This is a genomic window from Variovorax sp. dw_308, from assembly GCF_019207085.1.
GTDB lineage: Bacteria > Pseudomonadota > Gammaproteobacteria > Burkholderiales > Burkholderiaceae_C > Variovorax.
The window spans coordinates 36,122-54,858 of the sequence record NZ_JAATOM010000012.1; the positions used below are offsets into that span (position 1 = coordinate 36,122).

The 18,737-nt window shown below is 65.9% G+C and carries 19 protein-coding genes; 18 read left to right on the plus strand and 1 reads right to left on the minus strand.

All coding sequences use genetic code 11. The features are described from left to right. Nucleotides 1–38 precede the first annotated feature (38 nt). The 17 genes from HCU76_RS21890 to HCU76_RS36700 all read left to right on the plus strand — a co-directional run bounded on the left by HCU76_RS21890 (nt 39) and on the right by HCU76_RS36700 (nt 14,512). On the plus strand, nt 39–614 hold the full coding sequence (locus HCU76_RS21890) for a GspH/FimT family protein (RefSeq protein ID WP_218510638.1): 576 nt from the start codon (nt 39–41) through the stop codon (nt 612–614). Continuing rightward, nucleotides 611–1,171 carry a type IV pilus modification protein PilV gene (gene pilV, locus HCU76_RS21895; protein ID WP_218510639.1) on the plus strand — a complete coding sequence of 187 codons (561 nt, stop codon included), beginning with the start codon at nt 611–613 and terminating at the stop codon, nt 1,169–1,171. The genes HCU76_RS21890 and pilV overlap by 4 nt, the downstream gene beginning before the upstream one ends. Then, a complete protein-coding gene (locus HCU76_RS21900) occupies nt 1,158–1,976 on the plus strand; it encodes a PilW family protein (RefSeq protein WP_256354338.1) in 819 nt (272 codons plus the stop codon). Before pilV ends, HCU76_RS21900 begins: the two co-directional genes overlap by 14 nt. Continuing rightward, nucleotides 1,973–2,668 (plus strand): PilX N-terminal domain-containing pilus assembly protein, encoded by a 696-nt coding sequence (locus HCU76_RS21905; RefSeq protein ID WP_218510641.1) that lies wholly within the window; start codon nt 1,973–1,975, stop codon nt 2,666–2,668. Before HCU76_RS21900 ends, HCU76_RS21905 begins: the two co-directional genes overlap by 4 nt. Beyond that, entirely contained in the window at nt 2,665–5,868 is a 3,204-nt protein-coding gene (locus tag HCU76_RS21910) for a pilus assembly protein (RefSeq protein ID WP_218510642.1), read from the plus strand. The genes HCU76_RS21905 and HCU76_RS21910 overlap by 4 nt, the downstream gene beginning before the upstream one ends. Nucleotides 5,869–5,870: 2 nt before the next feature. Beyond that, the gene (locus tag HCU76_RS21915; RefSeq protein ID WP_218510723.1) at nt 5,871–6,317 is read left to right on the plus strand and encodes a type IV pilin protein; all 447 of its coding nucleotides are present in this window, start codon (nt 5,871–5,873) and stop codon (nt 6,315–6,317) included. A 40-nt stretch (nt 6,318–6,357) separates the two neighbouring features. After that, nucleotides 6,358–7,479 (plus strand): bifunctional diaminohydroxyphosphoribosylaminopyrimidine deaminase/5-amino-6-(5-phosphoribosylamino)uracil reductase RibD, encoded by a 1,122-nt coding sequence (gene ribD / locus HCU76_RS21920; protein WP_218510643.1) that lies wholly within the window; start codon nt 6,358–6,360, stop codon nt 7,477–7,479. 130 nt (nt 7,480–7,609) lie between these two features. Next, nucleotides 7,610–8,263: a riboflavin synthase gene (locus HCU76_RS21925; protein ID WP_218510644.1), complete on the plus strand. Its 654-nt coding sequence runs from the start codon at nt 7,610–7,612 to the stop codon at nt 8,261–8,263. Continuing rightward, nucleotides 8,260–9,417, plus strand: a complete 1,158-nt coding sequence (gene ribBA, locus HCU76_RS21930; RefSeq protein ID WP_218510645.1) for a bifunctional 3,4-dihydroxy-2-butanone-4-phosphate synthase/GTP cyclohydrolase II — start codon at nt 8,260–8,262, stop codon at nt 9,415–9,417. Before HCU76_RS21925 ends, ribBA begins: the two co-directional genes overlap by 4 nt. A gap of 2 nt (nt 9,418–9,419) precedes the next feature. Beyond that, the gene (gene ribH, locus HCU76_RS21935) at nt 9,420–9,884 is read left to right on the plus strand and encodes a 6,7-dimethyl-8-ribityllumazine synthase (protein ID WP_218510646.1); all 465 of its coding nucleotides are present in this window, start codon (nt 9,420–9,422) and stop codon (nt 9,882–9,884) included. Next, complete coding sequence (gene nusB / locus HCU76_RS21940) at nt 9,881–10,411, plus strand: transcription antitermination factor NusB (RefSeq protein WP_218510647.1); 531 nt, start codon at nt 9,881–9,883, stop codon at nt 10,409–10,411. The genes ribH and nusB overlap by 4 nt, the downstream gene beginning before the upstream one ends. Then, nucleotides 10,408–11,679: a pyridoxal phosphate-dependent aminotransferase gene (locus HCU76_RS21945; protein WP_218510648.1), complete on the plus strand. Its 1,272-nt coding sequence runs from the start codon at nt 10,408–10,410 to the stop codon at nt 11,677–11,679. Before nusB ends, HCU76_RS21945 begins: the two co-directional genes overlap by 4 nt. 34 nt (nt 11,680–11,713) lie before the next feature. Beyond that, nucleotides 11,714–12,202 carry a tol-pal system-associated acyl-CoA thioesterase gene (ybgC, locus tag HCU76_RS21950; protein ID WP_218510724.1) on the plus strand — a complete coding sequence of 163 codons (489 nt, stop codon included), beginning with the start codon at nt 11,714–11,716 and terminating at the stop codon, nt 12,200–12,202. Beyond that, nucleotides 12,199–12,897, plus strand: coding sequence for a protein TolQ (gene tolQ, locus HCU76_RS21955; RefSeq protein WP_218510649.1), 699 nt, complete (start codon nt 12,199–12,201; stop codon nt 12,895–12,897). Before ybgC ends, tolQ begins: the two co-directional genes overlap by 4 nt. 15 nt (nt 12,898–12,912) lie before the next feature. Beyond that, the gene (locus HCU76_RS21960; RefSeq protein ID WP_213954093.1) at nt 12,913–13,350 is read left to right on the plus strand and encodes a biopolymer transporter ExbD; all 438 of its coding nucleotides are present in this window, start codon (nt 12,913–12,915) and stop codon (nt 13,348–13,350) included. 3 nt (nt 13,351–13,353) lie between these two features. Beyond that, nucleotides 13,354–14,382 (plus strand): cell envelope integrity protein TolA, encoded by a 1,029-nt coding sequence (gene tolA / locus HCU76_RS21965; protein ID WP_218510650.1) that lies wholly within the window; start codon nt 13,354–13,356, stop codon nt 14,380–14,382. Between the two features lies 1 nt (nt 14,383). Then, entirely contained in the window at nt 14,384–14,512 is a 129-nt protein-coding gene (locus HCU76_RS36700; RefSeq protein ID WP_256354339.1) for a hypothetical protein, read from the plus strand. Nucleotides 14,513–14,727: 215 nt separating this feature from the next. On the opposite strand, the gene dnaE is transcribed toward HCU76_RS36700, so the two are convergent. Then, nucleotides 14,728–18,252 (minus strand): DNA polymerase III subunit alpha, encoded by a 3,525-nt coding sequence (gene dnaE, locus HCU76_RS21970; protein WP_218510651.1) that lies wholly within the window; start codon nt 18,250–18,252, stop codon nt 14,728–14,730. Nucleotides 18,253–18,384: 132 nt separating this feature from the next. Here dnaE and HCU76_RS21975 point away from each other — a divergent pair, with 132 nt between their 5' ends. Then, complete coding sequence (locus HCU76_RS21975; RefSeq protein ID WP_218510652.1) at nt 18,385–18,699, plus strand: hypothetical protein; 315 nt, start codon at nt 18,385–18,387, stop codon at nt 18,697–18,699. Nucleotides 18,700–18,737: the final 38 nt, after the last annotated feature.

The following is an 18,737-nucleotide window of genomic DNA, read 5'->3' on the forward strand; positions in this document are numbered from 1 at the left end:
TCACTTTTTTATTACATTTGCGCCCCTAGCATGCGGGCGTGAATTCGCAACCCCTTACTCAGCAGATCGCATTGTTTGCCCGTGAAGCGCGCCGCGTGTCGGGCTTCACTGCGATCGAATTGCTGGTGGTCGTTGCGGTCGTGGCCATCCTGGCCACGCTAGCGTTGCCCAGTTTCAACGCCGTCGTGTCCCGCTACCGCGTTCGAACCGCCGTCGAGGACTTCACTGCAACCATCTACTTCGCGCGATCGGAAGCGATCCGGCGCGGCGGCGGGGTCGTGCTCCGCAAGGCGACACAGGCGGGTTGCTCGGCGCCGGGGTCCCAGAACTGGAGTTGTGGGTGGCTGGTGTTTGCGGACCTCAACGGCAACGGATCCGCCGACAAGGGCGATGAGGTCTTGCAGCAATCGCCCGCTCCCCGCGGAGTCGATGTCCGGCGAACGACGAACGCATCGCTCATGCGATTGAATCAGTGGGGCGAAGCCGGCGCCGGCATGGTCGGCGTCGTCTTCAGTCCTGCCGACGATGACAACGTTGCGAACAAGACAGCGCTGTGCCTGAGCTCGGGCGGCAGGCTGCGAGTCGTGCCGGGCGTCGAGGAGTGTGCTGGATGATCGCCCGCCCTGTTCTTCGGCGCCACTGCGAGCGCGGGGTGACCTTGCTGGAGTCCCTGGTCTCGATCCTGATCCTGGCAGTGGGCGTGCTCGCGATTCTGTGGGTGCAGGTGCGCACGCTGGCGGAAACACAGACTTCCGCGCGACGCGCACAAGCGGTGCGGGCGATCGAAGACCTCGGCGAACGCATCAAATCCAATCCCGACGCCTTCGCGCAATTGAGCGCTTACGTGGCCGACTGGAACATCGGCGATGCGCCTGAAGAGGATTGCAGGGCCAAGGCCTGCACCACCACGCAACTGGCCGCCCGCGACCTCTGGGAATGGAAAACAGAAGTCTCACAGCGACTGCCGTTGGGCAAGGCCACGGTCTTCCTGTCGTCGGACGAGGACGCCAACAACAAGCGGCAATTGGGCGTGATGGTCGGCTGGCGCTCCAACGAACGCTCGAATGACAAGGGCTATCTCGCGCCGCTGGCCCAGCCCACCCCCACCAGCGCGGGCATCCCTGATTGCCCTGCCGGCTTGATCTGCCACGTCGTGTATGTCCAACCGTAGTCCATCCACGAGCCCAAGGCCAGCTGTACGCCGGGCGCAACGCGGCGTGACGCTCGTCGAATTGCTGGCCGCGCTTGTCATCGGTCTACTCGTGATTGGTGCAGCCATTGCCTCGATGTTGCTCTCACGGAATAGCGCGGCCGTGGTCACGGACGTCGCGCACCTGCAGCAACAGGGGTCGTACGCATTGAGGGTGTTCGGCATGCAGGCGCGGCAGGCTGGTTCCCTCGACCTGGCGAAATCTTCCGCGCCGGGCATGGTGTCCTTCAATACCAGCTTCACCGGCTTCGATGGCGCCGCGGTACAGGGCACGGAGGGCACCAAGGGTGCTCCGGACACCGTCTCTTTCAGCAACCAGCCTGTCCTCGCAGGCGCTGAAGCCGATGGGGAGGCCGCAGACGACAAGCGGCCACGCGACTGCCTCGCCAACAGGGTGCCGAAGGAGATGGCGGGTTTGCGCTTGGATAGCACCTTCTCGGTGAAGGAAGGTGCGTTGATGTGCAAGGGTGTGCAGGACGCCGCCCAGCCCATGGTCGCCAACGTCGCGGACTTCCAGGTCTGGTACCGCGTGAAGGCCTCGCCGACCACGATCCGGCGCATGGACGCCAACGAAGTAGAGGCCGCCAAGCTCTGGGGCATGGTGAGTTCGGTCGAAATCTGCCTCGACCTGAAGGGTTCGGAAAACACCGGCGACCAACCGTCCAGGAACTACGTCAATTGCCAAGGCGAAGCCGTGCCGCACAAAGGCGTGGTCCACATGCTGTTTCGCAACGTGTTCGACCTGCGCACCCAGGGAGCCTCGTGACAAGGCCGGGCCTGCGCCAGCGCGGCGTATCCATGTTCATCGTGCTGGTCATGGTGATGCTTTCGAGCCTGCTGGTGATCTGGGCCTCGCGCACCGCGCTCTTCAGCGAAATGATCACCGGCAACGACAGCGATTACCAGCGCGCGTTCGAGGCCGCGCAGGCCATGGTGCGCGATGCCGAATTCGACATCATGGGCACCCTCTCGGACGGCAGGACCGAATGCAGGCGCGGCGCCGCGTACGTCGGCTGCCGTGACCTGTCCGGCGGGATCTTCTTCCCGGCCGACGAAGCCGACTTCCAGAATCTGTCGGATTCCCTGCGCAAGGCGCCGCTCCTTTGCGTACGCGGCATCTGCCTTGCCAACGACGGCAAGTTCCTGAATTCGCAAGGTGATCTGGAGGCCATGAAGAAAGTCGCAGCCACCTACGGCGCCCACACGGGCGCCAAGGCCACGGCCGCCAGCAACCCGCTCCTGATGACGGGCGCTGGCCAGGAGGCGCGGGCCTGGTACTGGGTCGAGGTGCTGCCCTACGACGTCGGCGCGGCCACCGCGGCCGGTCCGGCACAACGGTATGCGCCCGACGCCGGCAGCCCCTACGTCTTTCGCATCACGGCGATCGCGAAAGGGCTCAAGCCCAACAGTCTGGCCGTCGTGCAGACGGTGTTCGTGCGGAAGCGGATGGATTCATGAAGAGGTCACAACTCCCCAAGTCCACCGCTTGCGCGCTGCTGCTGGCGCTCGCGATGCTGTCGTCGCATGCGGCCGCGACTCCGCTGCAGTTCAGCACCGCACCCGCCGGCACGAGCTACAGGAAGCCGGCACCCAACGTCATCGTGTCGGTGGACGATTCGGGCAGCATGGGGGATGAAGGAATGCAGACCTTGCGCGAAGCATTGCTCGACACCTTCTCGCAAGCGAACGTGCCAGATGGCGCCATTCGCCTGGCCTGGCAATCGATGGCGCACTGCTACACGATTCCGAGCGGTGGCGACTGCGATGGCCAGAATGAAATGCGGGTGCTGGACACCGCGCACCGCAACAATTTCAAGACATGGGTCCGCACACTTGCGGCAGTGGGCGACACGACGTCCCATCGCATGCTGTTCAACGCCGGCCAATACCTGCGCATGCCTCCCGGCATCAACAGCCCCTGGGCCAGCGTGCCGGGGCGCGTTCAGGAGCCGATGCTGGGCTGCCGCAAGGCTTACAACCTGTTCATGACCGACGGGGGATGGAACACGCCTTTCGGAAATCGGGATGACCCGGTCCGATGGGATGCGGGCAACCCGCAGGCCGCGGCGTTGATTCCAAATGCAGACGGCACCTCGCGCACGCTCGGCGACGGGACGACGCCATACGCCACGACGAATGAACAAACGCAGATCTACCGCGACGATTTCGGCGCCGGCCTGTACGGCGACGGCTACAGCTCCGGCGTGCTGCCGACCTTCTCGGACCTGGCCTTCTACTACTGGGCGACCGATCTGCAGCCGGACTTGCCCAACAACGTGCCCCGACGCATCGCGCGCGAAGGCAGCGAGACCTTCACGGACGCGGAGGGCACGAAGACGCGCACCCTCACGGAATTCTGGAATCCCCGCAACGATCCCGCCAACTGGCAGCACCTGACGCTGTACACCGTGGGCTTCAACGGCGCCGCCAAGTGGGACGCGAGCGTGGGACCGGTGTTGGGCGACAGCACCTGGAGCGGTGAGGACTACAACCGCCTGATGCTTGGTACGACGTCCTGGCCCAACCCGTTGAACTTCGCCTCCGCCATCGATGACACGAAGCGGATGCCCGAGTTGTGGCACTCCGCCCTCAACTCACGCGGCAAGTTCATTCCGGCCCCCACCGCTGCATCGTTGGCCGTGGCTTTCAAGGACGTCCTGAACACGATCGCCGCGGAGACGGGCAGCGCGCTCAGCTCGGTGACCGGCAGTTCCGGATCGGCACGGGGCGCGTCGATGTCGTTCGAGGCCGGGTATTCAGCGGACGGATGGCATGGCGCCGTCACCGCCTACAACGTGGCCGCGGGGACCGCCGTGGTGTCGGCGGGCGGCGCCTGGGGCACGGCGGTTGCCGCCTCGGGCAATACGCTCGCAAAGCCGGTTTCGACCGCCACCCTTCTGGACGCCAGTTCCTACGTCCCCGCCAGCCGGCTTGTGCTGACCCACAACGGCACCGAAGGCATCTCGTGGACCTGGGACAGCCTCTCCGAAGCGCAAAAGGCCGCGCTCGACACGGGCGGCGCAGGCGTCGACGGCAAGGGGCAGGGCCGGCTTGCCTACCTGCGCGGCGACCGCACCCAGGAACTCTCCAATGGCGGGACTTTCCGCAACCGCAAATCGCGTCACGGCGATATCGTCAATTCGGCGCCGTGGGTGGTGCCAGGCAAGCCCGCGGGAACCTACAACGACGCCACCTACGCCACATTCCGCAACGCCCGAGCAGCGCGGCCCTCCATGCTGTACGTCGGCGCCAACGACGGCATGCTCCATGGCTTCGACACCGCCGACGGCGCCGAGAAGATCGCCTATGTGCCGCAGGGCTTGTACGGCAAGTTGTCGCAACTGAGCTCGCCTGCCTACGAGCACCAGTACTTCGTCGATGGCTCGCCGCTTTCAGGTGACATCAAGCCGGTCGACGGCACCTGGAAGACGTACGTTGCGGGCTTCCTCGGCGCCGGAGGCCATGGCTACTTCGTGCTGGATGCAACCGATCCGGCCGCCTTCGCATCCGCATCGCCGGGCAGCCTGGTGGTACTGGACAAGACCGGCGCCGATGCCGACCCGGACATCGGAAGCATCTTCAGCCGACCGGCCATCGAACAGGCCAACCCCAACGTGACACAGCAGATCACCCAGCTCAACGACGGCCGCTGGGCGCTGGTGACCGGCAATGGTTACAACAGCCCGAACGAAAAAGCGGTGTTGTTGATCCAGTACCTCGACGGCGACAAAGCGCTGGTCAAGATCAACGCAGGCCACGCGGGCGGCAACGGCCTGGGCGCACCCCGCCTCGTCGACCTCAATGGCGACGGCAAGCCGGACATCGCCTATGCCGGCGACCTGAAGGGCCAACTCTGGAAGTTCGACCTGACGGGAAATACCGCAGGCCAATGGAAGCTTTCCTTCGACAACGCGCCGCTGTACACCGCCCATGATGCGACCGGCAAGGCCCAGCCCATCACCAACGCGCCGGTGTGGCTGCCCCATCCGGACGGTGGCCTCATGCTGGTGTTCGGCACCGGGCGCAATCTCACCAACGAGGATCGGGGCGACGCTTCACCTCAGAGCATCTACGGCATCCGCGACAACACCGTGATCACGCGCAGTTCAGAGAACGCAGTGGTGTTGTCGGAAGGCGAAGCCGTGTCCAACGGCCGCCTTTCGCTGGTCGCACAGACCATCGGCGCAGAGGCCGGCACGTCCAACGCCACCGGCAGCCGGCTTTGGCGCCTCAGCAGCAACGAGGTGGATTTCACTTCGCACAGGGGGTGGTACCTCGACCTGCCCGCGGGCGAGCGCGTGGTGCAGAACCTCGATTGGTTCGACGGCTTGCTGGTGGACGTGCCGAGCGCCATCCCCGGAGTGGATGGCAACACGACCGAAGAGACCTGCGGTCCAACCATGGTGAACGGACGCAGCTACCTCACCACCCTGAACGCCATCACCGGCGGCGCCCCGCGCTCGCAGCTCTACGGCTACACCGCAAGCACCGCCATGGCGGATGCCCCGATGACCGCCTCGCGCATCGAATCGTCGCTGCGCTACGCACTCAAGACGGACAAGAAGCTCATCAGCGTCTGCCCCTCGGGCCAAACCTGCGACGACCGGGATCGCCTGGGCAAGATCAGCCTGCGGCCGAGCTGGAGGCAGTTGCGGTGAAGGTGCAGACGAAGGCTCGCCCGCGCCTACGCGGCTTCACGCTGATCGAGGCCATGATCGTGCTCGCGGTGATCGGGATCCTCAGCGCCATCGCGCTGCCGAGCTACCGGGAGTACATCCGCCGCGGCCACCGCGCCGAGGCGCGCGCCGGGTTGCTGCAGGCGGCCCACTGGCTGGAGCGCGTGGCGACGGCCCGCGGCACCTACCTCACCACGGAAGAGGCCGCGACCAAGTTTCCGTCGGCGCTCGAGGCCGTGCCCTCCAGGAGCTATTCCATCAGCATCGCGGGCACGGATACGAATGGCGCCCGCTACACTTTGAAGGCGACTCCGCAGAACGGCCAGGTCGGCGACAAGTGCGGCGAATTCACGTTGACACATGATGGCAAGCGCGGCCTGTCCTCCGCCACCGCTTCGCCCGAACTGGTGGCGGACTGCTGGAGTCGTTGAAAGCCCGTACTGCTCAACTTCACATCCTGATCACGCATCCATGCCCCCTGCCGCGCAAACGATGGAATTGGCGCTCGCGCTGGCGAGCGCGGCACACGCCAATGTCTCACCCAATCCCGCCGTCGGCTGCGTCATCACGAACAGCAACGGCGAGGTCATCGGCCAAGGCCATACCCAGCCGGTGGGCGGTCCGCACGGCGAGATCAAGGCGTTGCACGATGCCGCGGCACGCGGCCATTCGGTCGCGGGCGCAACGGCCTACGTCACGCTGGAGCCCTGTTCCCACCACGGACGCACCGGCCCGTGCTGCGACGCGCTGATCGCCGCGGGCATCCGGAAGGTGGTTGCGTCGATCGCGGACCCCAACCCGCTCGTCGCGGGCGAGGGCTTTGCGCGGCTGCGCGCGGCGGGCATCGAGGTCCAGGTCGGCCTGGGCGCCGCCGAATCGCGCGAACTCAACATCGGCTTCTTCAGCCGCATGGTGCGCAAGACGCCCTGGCTGCGGATGAAAGTCGCCGCCTCGATCGACGGCAAGACCGCCCTCGACAACGGCGTGAGCCAGTGGATCACCGGCCCTGCGGCACGCACTGACGGGCACGCCTGGCGGGCACGGGCGAGCGCGGTGCTGACAGGCGTGGGCACGGTGCTGGAGGACAACCCCCTGCTCGACGTGCGCCTGGTCGAAACGGGCCGCCAGCCCCACCTGGTGATCATCGACAGCCAGTTGCAGACACCGCCCGATGCGCGCCTCTTCATGCCCGGCCGCTCCGTGTGGATCTATGCCGGCGCGCGCCCGAACCCCGAAAAGGAAGAAGCGCTCAAGGCACGCGGCGCCACGGTCACGCACCTGCCCAACCCGCAGGGCAAGGTCGACCTGGCCGCGATGCTGGCCGACCTGGCGCGACGCGAGATCAACGAACTGCATGTGGAAGCCGGCCACAAGCTCAACGGCTCGCTCATGCGCGAGGGTCTGGTCGATGAACTGCTGGTCTACCTGGCGCCGAAGTTCATCGGCAGCGGCATGGGGATGGCCAGCCACGTTCACGCCGACGGACCGTTGACCGAGCTGGCCGGCGCACTGCCGCTTGAGTTCCGATCCGTCGAGATGCTGGGCCCCGATCTGCGGATCGTCGCCCGGGTCGCCGGCCGCGACGTCTTCTAGCCCCGAAACGGGCGCACCCAGTGCCAGGAACACCGTGGAACCGGCTTTGCCGGCCACCGGTTTGGGCTCTGCGAAGCGCACGAAATGCGTGGAGCCCGGAGGCAGGCCAATACTCTGCGAAAATGTGCGAATGTTCACCGGAATCATCACCGGCGTGGGGCGCATCGCCGCCATCCACGACCTCGGCAGCTCTTCTTCCCACGGCAAGCGACTCAGCATCGCCACGCCCGACGGCTATCTCGACGACGTGGGGCTCGGTGACAGCATTGCGCTGAACGGCGCGTGCATGACCGTCACCACCCTGGACCCCGCCAACAAGCAGTTCACAATCGACATTTCCGCCGAGTCGCTCGACAAGACGGCCGGCCTGACCGAAGCCTCCGCGCGCATCAACCTGGAGAAGGCCTTGCGCGCCAGCGATCGCCTGGGCGGCCACATCGTGTCCGGCCACGTCGATGGCATTGGCACGGTAAGCCGCTTTGCGCCGGTGGGCGAGAGTTGGGAGTTGCGCATCGTCGCGCCTCCTGCGCTCGCGCGCTTCCTGGCCTACAAGGGCTCGATCACGGTCAACGGCGTGAGCCTCACGGTCAATAGCGTCAGCGACGGCCCGCAGGGTAGCGAGATCAGCATCAACCTGATTCCGCACACCGTGGAAAACACGTCGCTGGGAGGGCTGGTTGAAGGCAGCCGAGTGAACCTCGAAATCGACACCGTCGCGCGCTACGTGGAGCGCATGCTCCAGGCTGGCGCCATCCCTCTTCCCACCCAGACGAACAAGCCATGAACGCCACCGTCACGCCGCTTGGCGCTCCTGTCAACGGGCGAACGCCCGCCCCCATTTCCCCCGTCGAGGACATCGTGGCCGACCTCCGCGCTGGCCGGATGGTCATCCTTGTCGACGAGGAAGACCGCGAAAACGAGGGTGACATCGTCATCGCGGCCGACCATGTCACGCCGGAAGCGATCAATTTCATGGCCCGCCACGCGCGCGGCCTGATCTGCCTGACCCTGTCGCGCGAGATGTGCGAGCGCCTGAACCTGCCGCCGATGGTGGCGCGCAATGGCGCCAAGCACTCGACCGCTTTCACCGTGTCGATCGAGGCCGCCGAGGGCGTCACCACCGGCATCTCCGCGGCCGACCGCGCACGGACCGTGCAGGCGGCCGTCGCGCGCAATGCCGTGGCAACCGACCTGGTGCAGCCGGGCCACATCTTCCCGTTGCAGGCGGTGGATGGCGGCGTGTTGATGCGCGCGGGCCATACGGAGGCGGGTTGCGACCTCTCCGCCATGGCTGGCTGCTCGCCCGCCTCGGTGATCTGCGAGGTGATGAACGAGGACGGCACCATGGCCCGCCTGCCGGACCTGCAGGTGTTCGCCGCCGAGCATGGGCTCAAGATCGGCACCATCGCCGCGCTGATCGAGCACCGCGCGCAGACTGAAACGCTGATCGAGAAGGTCGGCAGCCGCGAGATCAACACCGCCTGGGGTGCGTTCACGGCGCACGCTTTCCGGGACAAGCCAAGCAACGGCGTGCACCTGGCACTCGTGCGCGGCGCTTGGGCGACCGACGATGTCGTGCCGGTGCGCGTGCACGAGCCGCTGTCGGTGCTCGATGCGCTCGAAGTCAACCGCGCGCTGCATTCATGGAGCCTCGATGCGAGCCTGGCGCACATCGCGGCAGAAGGCAAAGGCGTGGCCGTGCTGCTCAACTGCGGCGAGTCGGGGGCCGAGTTGCTGAGCCAGTTCGAAGGCACCGCACGCCCCGCGCAGGCGCCGGAGCGCGGCCGCATGGACCTGCGCAACTACGGCGTGGGCGCGCAGATCCTGCGCGACTGCGGCGTGCACAAGATGAACCTCATGGCGAACCCGCGTCGCATGCCGAGCATGACGCCCGGCTATGGCCTCGAGATCGTCGGCTACACCCACAAGGACTGCTGAACATGCTGAACGCGAACAAGGGCGCCGCTGGCGCGCTCGATGGCAAGGGCTTGCGCATCGGCATCGTGCAGGCGCGCTTCAACGAGGACATCACCGGCGCACTCGCGGCGGCCTGCCTGGCCGAGCTGGCTTCGCTAGGTGTTGCGGACGACGACATCGACCACGTCTACGTGCCCGGCGCGCTGGAGGTGCCCGTGGCGCTGCAGGCCTTCGCCGAGCGCGGCGGTTACCAGGCGCTGATCGCGCTGGGCTGCATCATCCGCGGCGAGACCTATCACTTCGAGCTGGTGGCCAACGAGTCGGGCGCAGGCGTGAGCCGCGTGGCGCTCGACTACCGCATCCCGGTCGCCAACGCGATCATCACCACCGAGAACCTGGCGCAGGCCGTGGCCCGACAGACCGACAAGGGCCGCGACGCGGCGCGCGTGGCGGTCGAGATGGCGCAGCTGCTGGCGCAATTGTCATGACCGAACAAACCCCCAGCAAGAACAAGCCGTCGCGAAAGTCAGCCCCCGGCCTGACGAGCACCGGCGCGCGCAAGGCCTCGGCAAAGTCCAACCGCAGCCGCGCGCGCGAGTTTGCGCTGCAGGCGCTGTACCAGCACCTGGTCGGGCGCAATGACGCGACCGAGATCGATCACTTCACGCGCGACCTCGCGGGCTTTCACAAGGCCGACGCAGCGCACTACGACGCGCTGCTGCACGGCTCGATCGAGCAGGCGGCGGACATGGATGCACTCATCCTGCCGCTGCTTGATCGAAAGATGGAAGAGATCTCGCCGGTCGAGCACGCGGTGCTGTGGATCGGCGTCTACGAATTCCAGAATTGCCTCGACGTGCCGTGGCGCGTGGTGCTCAACGAATGCGTGGAACTCGCCAAGGAATTTGGCGGCACCGACGGGCACAAGTATGTGAATGCCGTGCTCAACGGGCTCGCGCCGAAGCTGCGCGCCGCGGAGGTCGAGGCGGACCGGGCCAAGGGCAACGTCCGATGAGGGTGTCGGCGCGGGCGGAGCGCATCGAGCCGTTCTACGTGATGGAAGTGGCCAAGGCCGCCAGCAAGCTGGCGCGCGAGGTGGCCAACACCGATCGCCCGATGATCTTCCTCAACATCGGCGAGCCCGACTTCACCGCGCCGCCGCTGGTGCAGGAGGCGGCCATGCGGGCCGTGCGCAGCGGCGCCACGCACTACACGCACGCCGTCGGCCTGGACGCCCTGCGTGAGCGCATCAGCGGCTGGTATGCGCAGCGCTTTGGCGTCGACGTGCCGGCGCGCCGGATCGTGGTGACGGCTGGCGCTTCGGCCGCGCTGCAGCTGGCCTGCCTGGCCTTGATCGAGGCCGGCGACGAGATGCTGCTGCCCGACCCGAGCTATCCGTGCAACCGCCATTTCGTGAGTGCCGCCGAAGGCAAGGCGATACTGGTGCCGACCACCGCGGCAGAGCGTTTCCAGCTCAGCGCGGAAAAGGTTGAGGCAGCCTGGACCGACCGAACACGCGGCGTGTTGCTGGCTTCGCCCTCCAACCCGACCGGCACGTCGATCGCGCCGGACGAGTTGCGGCGCATCCACGAAGTGGTGACAAGGCGCGGCGGCATCACGCTGATCGACGAAATCTACCTGGGGCTGTCGTACGGCGCAGCGCTGGGCCGCCCCGAGCAAGCCGGCGCCCCCCCGGGGGGCAGCGAGGACACGCCAGTGCCGAGCGTGGGGGCACGTGACCACGACGCTTTTGGACAGACCGCATTGGCGATCGACGACAACGTCATCAGCATCAACAGCTTCAGCAAGTACTTCAACATGACCGGCTGGCGGCTCGGCTGGATGGTCGTACCGGAAGCGCTCGTGCCGGTGATCGAGCGTCTTGCGCAGAACCTGTTCATCTGCGCCAGCACCGTGTCGCAGTACGCGGCACTGGCCTGCTTTGAGCCCGAGAGCATTGCCGAATACGAACGCCGTCGCGCCGAATTCAAGGCGCGGCGCGACTGGTTCATTCCGCAATTGAACGCGCTCGGCCTGACCGTGCCGGTGGTGCCGGATGGCGCTTTCTACGCCTGGGCCGATTGCAGTTCGCTCGCACGGAAACTGGGCATCGAAGGCAGCTGGGACTTCGCCTTCGAGGCGATGAAACGCGCGCATGTCGCCGTCACGCCGGGCCGCGACTTCGGCACGGCCGAGACGGCGAAGTTCGTGCGCTTCTCGACGGCGAGTTCGATGGCGCATCTGCAAGAGGCCATCGAGCGGCTGAAGGCATTGGCGGCATGAGCGCGAACACGAACCGCGGCGCGTGGAGGCTCCCGTGAGCTTTCAGTTCCCGATCCGCGTGTACTGGGAAGACACCGACGCCGGCGGCATCGTGTTCTATGCCAACTATCTGAAGTTCATGGAACGCGCGCGCACCGAATGGTTGCGCTCGCTCGGCATTGAACAGCGCCAGTTGCGCGACGAGACGGGCTGCCAGTTCGTCGTGAGCGAGACGCAGATCAAATACCACCTTCCCTCCCGCCTCGACGATGAACTGCTCGTTACAGCCGATGTCCGACAAATCGGCTCGGCGTCATTGATAATCGGCCAGCGCGTGCTATCAAAAACGGAGCAAGGCAAGCTGCTTTGCGAAGGCACGATCCGCATCGGATGGGTCGATGCCACCACCTTGCGGCCAGCGCGCATTCCGGCCCGCGTCACGGGAACCCTCGGCACGCCGGCGGCTCCATGTTTCAACAACGAATCGCCGGGGGGCCCGCGCGACGAAGCGGCCAAGGGGCCCTCACCTAAGCTCAAGCCATGAACCAAGACCTCTCGATACTCTCCCTGCTGCTCCATGCCAGCATTCCTGTGCAGCTGGTGGTGCTGCTGCTGGTCGTGGTGTCGGTCGCGAGCTGGGCCGCCATCTTCCGCAAATACTTTTCGCTCAAGCGCACGCGTGCGCTCAATGACGAGTTCGAGCGCGAGTTCTGGTCGGGCACCAGCCTCAATGAACTGTTCGCCTCCGCTGCGCAGAACGCCAAGCTGGCCGGCCCGATGGAACGCATCTTCGCGAGCGGCATGCGCGAGTACCAGAAGCTGCGCGAGCGCAACATCATCGACGCCGGCACGCTGCTCGACGGCGCACGTCGCGCGATGCGGGCGAGCTTCCAGCGTGAACTGGATGCGGTGGAGCAAAACCTCTCGTTCCTGGCCACCGTGGGTTCGGTGTCGCCCTACGTGGGGCTGTTCGGCACGGTGTGGGGGATCATGCATGCCTTCACCGGCCTGGCCGCACTGGCGCAGGTGACGCTCTCCACCGTCGCCCCCGGCATCGCCGAGGCGCTGGTGGCCACGGCCATCGGCCTGTTCGCGGCGATCCCGGCAGTGGTGGCGTACAACCGCTTCGCACGCGAGATCGACAAGATCGCGATCGCGCTGGAAACGTACATCGAGGAGTTCTCGAACATCCTGCAGCGCAACCTGTCGGCCAACGTCGCTGCCGCGACGAACCGCTGAACGGAGACGCCCGCCATGCCCGCCATGTCCTCCCGCGGCCGAGGCCGCCGCACGATCAACGAGATCAACATGGTCCCGTTCATCGACGTGATGCTGGTGCTGCTGATCATCTTCATGGTCACAGCGCCGCTGATCACGCCGAGCGTGATCAACCTGCCGAGCGTCGACAAGGCCAACAAGCAGCCCGACAAGCCGATCGAGATCGTCATCAAGAGCGATGACGAGGTGCAGTTCAAGAAGGACTCGTCGCAAGGCACCGGCGGCACGTCGATACCCATGGCGCAGATCGGCAAGGCCGCGAAGGATGCACAGGGCGGCGACGACCAGCGCCCGGTGGTCATCAGCGCCGACAAGTCGGTCAAGTACGAAACCGTCGTCAAGGCGATGAATCAGCTGAAGCGAGGCGGCATCGACCGCGTCGGCCTCTCCGTGACCACGACAGGCGGCAAATAACGCATGTCACTGGCCGCTGACCGCCCCGAATTCGCGCCGCCACCGCAACGCGGCACACCGCGCGCCGTGGTGCTCGCGCTGATCGCGCATGCGCTGCTGATCGCTGCCCTCACCTGGGGCGTGCACTGGAAGCGGGAAGCCGACGACGAGGCGGTCGAGGCCGAACTCTGGTCTGCGACCGTGCAGCGCGCAGCGCCGCGGCCGGAGCCGCCGCCAGCGCCCGTGCCGCCGCCTCCGCCGCCCACTCCGGCGCCGGCCCCGCAACCACCACCGCCACCCCCTCCACCGCCGCCGCAAGCGGTGAAGCCGCCGGAGCCCACGCCGAAGGCGCCCGACATCGCGCTCGAACGCGAGAAGAAGCTGAAGGAGCAGCGCGAGGCGGCCGAGGCAGAGGAGCAGGAACGGCTGCGGCAGCAGCAGGTCGCCGCAAAGAAGGCGCAGGCCCAGAAGGACCGCGAAGCCAAACAGCGCGCGGACGACGAAGCCGAGCGCAAGAAGGACGAACAGAAGCAGAAGCTTGCCGAGCAGCGCAAGCGCGACGAAGCGGAAGCGAAGAAGGCGGAAGCGGCCAAGCAGGCGGACGCAGCAAAACAGGCTGAAGCGAAGAAAGCCGAAGCGGCCAAGCAGGCAGCGGCTGATGCGGCGAAACAAGCTGCGGCCGATCGCGCGGCCACGCTCAAGCGGATGCAGGGGCTGGCGTCCGGCGATCAGAATTCGGCACCCAAGATCGGCAATGCCGGCGGCTCGGGAAGCGGCGGAGACGCCGGGTACGGCGCACGCATCGCGAACGCGGTTCGTCCCAACATCACCTATCCGGACGCCGACACGGTCAGCGGCAATCCACGCGCGGAGTTCGAGGTCAAATTGGCGCCTGACGGCACGATCACCGGTGTCCGGCTGGTACGGTCCAGCGGGAACTCGGCCTGGGACACCGCTGCAGAAGGTGGGCTGCGCAAGACCGACAAGCTGCCTCGCACGGCAGATGGCCGGATCATCACGCCGATGCTGGTCGGCTTGCGTCCCAGGGACTGACATGAATCCCAGCGCTGCCAATGGCGACCGTCGCCCCGGCAGGGCCGATGCGCGGCTCGTTGCCACGCTGCTGCGGGTCGAAGTGCCTGGACGGGATGAAGTGATCGCCGCGCTGGAACGAACAATTTGACAGTGCGGCCTGCACAGTCACCTCGACCCTGCGAAGCGCAGACCTGAATTCGGGATCGGGTGCCGAACGCAGAAGTCGCAGAGCTTTCGCAGAAGTCGCAAAAGGAAAACCCAAAGAATTCTTGGATTTTTTCTTGTCTTCTTCTGCGACTTCCGCGGAATCTTTGCATCCTCTGCGTTCGGAAGCCCGCATTCAGCAGGCCCCTTCCGCCGCCCCTATTCGTAGACCACCACCGCATCCCCCGCCTCGGCCTGCGCCGTCCAGCTCGCCAGCGCCGCATCTTCCGGGAAGAATCGCGCCGCCTCCCCAAGCTGCAGCTCCACCTGCGCACCGCCACGCGCAAGTGACAGCCGCACCGGCAGGCCGATGCGCGGCTCGTCGGGCTCGCTGTTCTCCGGCCTGCGCGGCGGAAAGTCCCGGGCGATGCGCGCTATGTCCGGCGCCTTGCCATTCACCGCAACACGCAGGAACTTGCCGAAGCGGCAACGCGCCGCAGCCAGGCTCCAAACTTGCGCGACCTTGAAGCGCGCCTCGAAGCCGCCTCGGCCCTGTTGCAGCACGCCGCTGACGACGACGAGTTCGTCGTCTTTCAGCACGTTGCGATTGGCGTTGTAAGTGGCTTCGTCGCAGGTGGCGTCGATGGCGTCGCTCTTGTCGTCGAGCTTGAACAGCACCATGCGGCCACGCTGGCCGTTGATGATGCGAAGGTCGCTCACGATGCCCGAGATCACCTGCTGGTCGCGCGAGTCGAGCAGGTCGGTGATCTCGCGCTTGCAGAAGCGGCGCACCTCGTGCTCGACCTCGTCGAACAGGTGGCCGGAGAGGTAGAAGCCGATGGCGGTCTTCTCGTAGGTCAGGCGCTCCTTCACGCCCCACGGCGTTGCCGCGACGAGTTCGGGCTCCTGCGTGGCCGAGCCGTGCTCACTGTCGCCGAAGATGTCGACCTGCGCCGCGTTGGCCGCGGTCGCGTTGGCGAACTCGTAGGCCCGATCGATCGATGCAACCAGCGACGCGCGGTTCTGCTGGATCAGGTCGAAGGCGCCGGCCTTGATCAGCGCCTCGACCGTGCGCTTGTTGATGCGCGTGCGGTCCACGCGCACGCAGAAGTCGAACAGGCTCTTGAATGGGCCGCCCTCTTCCCGCGCTGCCGCAATGGCGTCGATGGCATGCTGGCCCGTGCCCTTGACGGCACCGAGGCCGTAGCGGATCACCTTGTCGGTGACCGGCTCGAAGCGATAGCGGCCACGGTTGACGTCCGGCGGCTCGAAGGTCAGGCCGAAGTTCTTGATCGCATCCTGGAACAGCACCTTGAGCTTGTCGGTGTCGTCCATTTCCACGGTCATGTTCGCGCAGAAGAACTCGGCGCAGTAATGGACCTTGAGCCAGCCCGTGTGATACGCCAGCAAGGAGTAGGCGGCAGCGTGCGACTTGTTGAAGCCGTAGCCTGCGAACTTCTCCATCAAGTCGAAGATCTCGTCGGCCTTCTCTTCGTTGATGCCATTGACCGCCGCGCCCTTGCGGAAGATGGCGCGGTGCTCGGCCATTTCCTCGAGCTTCTTCTTGCCCATCGCGCGGCGCAGCAGGTCGGCGCCGCCGAGCGAGTAGCCGCCCAGGATCTGCGCGGTCTGCATGACCTGCTCCTGGTAGACCATGATCCCGTAGGTCTCGCTGAGCATGTCGGCGACCAGCGGATGCGGGTACTCGACCGGCTCGCGGCCGTGCTTGCGCGCGACGAAGCTCGGGATCAGGTCCATAGGGCCTGGGCGATACAGCGCGTTGAGCGCGATCAGGTCTTCGAGCCGCGTGGGACGCGCGTCCTTCAGCATGCCCTGCATGCCGCGCGATTCAAACTGGAACACGGCCTCGGTCTTGCCGTCGGCGAAGAGCTTGTAGGTGGCGGCGTCGTCGAGCCGGATGTTCTCGAACGCGAAGTCCTCCTGGCCTTTGTGGCGCGCGACGATGAAGTCCTTGGCGATCTCCAGGATCGTGAGCGTGGCAAGACCCAGAAAGTCGAACTTCACCAGGCCGATGGCTTCGACGTCGTCCTTGTCGTACTGGCTTACCGCGGAGTCGCTGCCCGGCTGCTGGTAGAGCGGGCAGAAGTCGGTGAGCTTGCCCGGCGCGATCAGCACGCCGCCCGCGTGCATGCCGATGTTGCGGGTCATGCCTTCGAGCTTCTGCGCGAGCTCGACCAGCATCTTTACTTCTTCTTCCTTCTCGATGCGCGCCGCGAGCTGCGGCTCCATCTCGATGGCGTAGTTGTTCTTGTCGCCCTCGACCTTCGGCACCGGCGGGTATTGCAGCGTGTACGACATGCCCGGCTTGTTCGGGATCAGCTTGCTGATGCCGTCGCAGAACATGTAGCTCATGTCGAGCACGCGGCCCACGTCGCGGATGGCGGCGCGCGCGGCCATGGTGCCGAAGGTGGCGATCTGGCTCACGGCATTGCGGCCGTACTTGTCCTTCACGTAGTCGATCACCCGGTCGCGGTTGCCCTGGCAGAAGTCGATGTCGAAGTCGGGCATCGAGACGCGCTCGGGGTTCAGGAAGCGTTCGAACAGCAGGTTGTATTCGAGCGGGTCGAGGTCGGTGATCTTGAGCGCATAGGCCACGAGCGAGCCTGCGCCCGAACCCCGGCCCGGACCGACCGGACAGCCGTTGTTCTTGGCCCACTTGATGAAGTCGCCCACGATGAGGAAATAGCCCGGGAAGCCCATCTTCAGGATCGTGTTGATCTCGAACTCCAGGCGCTCGACGTAGCGTGGCCGCTGCGCGTCGCGCTTGGCCGCATCGGGGTACAGGTGCGCGAGCCGAACCTCCAGCCCTTCGAATGACTCCTCCCTGAAGAAGTCGTTGATCGGCATCGGCACGCCGTCGATGAGCGGCGTCGGAAAGTCCGGCAACTGCGGCTTTCCGAGCACCAGCGTGAGGTTGCAGCGCTTGGCGATCTCGACCGTGTTGGCGATGGCACTGGGCACGTCGGCGAACAGCGCCTTCATCTCGGCAGAGGACTTGAAATACTGCTCTTGCGTGAACTTGCGGACGCGTCGCTGGTTGCCCAGGATTTCGCCTTCGGAAATGCAGACACGCGCTTCGTGCGCCTCGAAGTCTTCCGGCGCGGCAAATTGCACCGGATGCGTTGCGACCACGGGCAACTGCAGGCGCGCCGCCAACTGCACGGCGGCGATGACGTGCGGTTCGTCCTCTGGACGGCCGGCGCGTTGCAGTTCGACGTAGAAGCGATGCGGGAAGATCCCGGCGAGCTGCAACGCGATTTCAGGAGCGCGTGCATCGCCATGCGCACCGCCTTGCAGCAGCGGATGGCCCAGCGGCCCGGCCTGCGCGCCGGAGAGGCAGATCAAGCCGCCATTCAACTCCTCGAGCCACTCCAGCTTGCAGGCCGCCTGCGACTGGCCACGCCCGACGTTCTGCGTCCAGGCACGCGCCAGCAGTTCCGAAAGGTTCAGGTAGCCCTGCATGTCCTGCACCAGCAGCACCATGCGGGTCAGCGCGCCGGGCTCCTTTCCCAGGCCTTCCAGGAAAATCTCGGTGCCGAGCACCGGCTTCACGCCCTTGCCCCGTGCTTCCTTGTAGAACTTGATCGCGCCGAAGAGGTTGCTCAGGTCGGTGATGGCCAGCGCGGGTTGCTTGTCCTTGGCGGCAGCCTTGACAACTTCGTCGATGCGGTTGGTGCCGTCGACGACGGAAAATTCGGTGTGCAGGCGCAGGTGAACAAACATGCCTCCATTGTAGGAAGCGGGCCTTTCACAAGGTGCATTCACGGGTGGTCGAAGGGTTGTCCTCATCAGGGAGAACGAGCACCCACGCGCTTATTGACGATACTTGCAAAAAATTTCAGAGAGACACCTTTCATGGCCATTTCCATCGCCGCGCGCGAAGCTGGGCTGTTGCAGCGATTTCCGGTGCTGCGGCACGTTCCAGAGGGCCAGCGCCTCTTTCTGGCAAGGCAAGCCGCGAAGCAGCGCGCGGTCTGGGGTCCGCTGCTGCTCACGCTCGTGCCGTTGCTGCCGGTTCTGTGGCTGGGCCTGTCGGGGGGCCAGGAGAACCTGGCGCGGGGATCGCTCGCCGCAATAGGCGGGCTGGTCGGCGGCTTGCTGGTCGCCACGTTCATGCAGCTTTTCCACTACAGGCACGGCAAGGCGATCCAGCGGCTGGTCGGGCAGTAGGCATGCCCGGATGGGCCGGCATGCCCCGCCTAGAATCC

Excerpts from the sequence above, each read along its gene's own strand:
- HCU76_RS21975 (WP_218510652.1), top strand. The coding sequence starts at position 18,385 with ATGGCCATTTCCATCGCCGCGCGCGAAGCTGGGCTGTTGCAGCGATTT.
- ribBA (WP_218510645.1), top strand. The coding sequence starts at position 8,260 with ATGAACGCCACCGTCACGCCGCTTGGCGCTCCTGTCAACGGGCGAACG.
- HCU76_RS21910 (WP_218510642.1), top strand. The coding sequence starts at position 2,665 with ATGAAGAGGTCACAACTCCCCAAGTCCACCGCTTGCGCGCTGCTGCTG.
- dnaE (WP_218510651.1), bottom strand. The coding sequence starts at position 18,252 with ATGTTTGTTCACCTGCGCCTGCACACCGAATTTTCCGTCGTCGACGGC.
- ribH (WP_218510646.1), top strand. The coding sequence starts at position 9,420 with ATGCTGAACGCGAACAAGGGCGCCGCTGGCGCGCTCGATGGCAAGGGC.
- HCU76_RS36700 (WP_256354339.1), top strand. The coding sequence starts at position 14,384 with ATGAATCCCAGCGCTGCCAATGGCGACCGTCGCCCCGGCAGGGCCGAT.
- HCU76_RS21925 (WP_218510644.1), top strand. The coding sequence starts at position 7,610 with ATGTTCACCGGAATCATCACCGGCGTGGGGCGCATCGCCGCCATCCAC.
- pilV (WP_218510639.1), top strand. The coding sequence starts at position 611 with ATGATCGCCCGCCCTGTTCTTCGGCGCCACTGCGAGCGCGGGGTGACC.
- tolA (WP_218510650.1), top strand. The coding sequence starts at position 13,354 with ATGTCACTGGCCGCTGACCGCCCCGAATTCGCGCCGCCACCGCAACGC.
- ribD (WP_218510643.1), top strand. The coding sequence starts at position 6,358 with ATGCCCCCTGCCGCGCAAACGATGGAATTGGCGCTCGCGCTGGCGAGC.
- HCU76_RS21900 (WP_256354338.1), top strand. The coding sequence starts at position 1,158 with ATGTCCAACCGTAGTCCATCCACGAGCCCAAGGCCAGCTGTACGCCGG.
- tolQ (WP_218510649.1), top strand. The coding sequence starts at position 12,199 with ATGAACCAAGACCTCTCGATACTCTCCCTGCTGCTCCATGCCAGCATT.
- HCU76_RS21945 (WP_218510648.1), top strand. The coding sequence starts at position 10,408 with ATGAGGGTGTCGGCGCGGGCGGAGCGCATCGAGCCGTTCTACGTGATG.
- HCU76_RS21960 (WP_213954093.1), top strand. The coding sequence starts at position 12,913 with ATGCCCGCCATGTCCTCCCGCGGCCGAGGCCGCCGCACGATCAACGAG.
- nusB (WP_218510647.1), top strand. The coding sequence starts at position 9,881 with ATGACCGAACAAACCCCCAGCAAGAACAAGCCGTCGCGAAAGTCAGCC.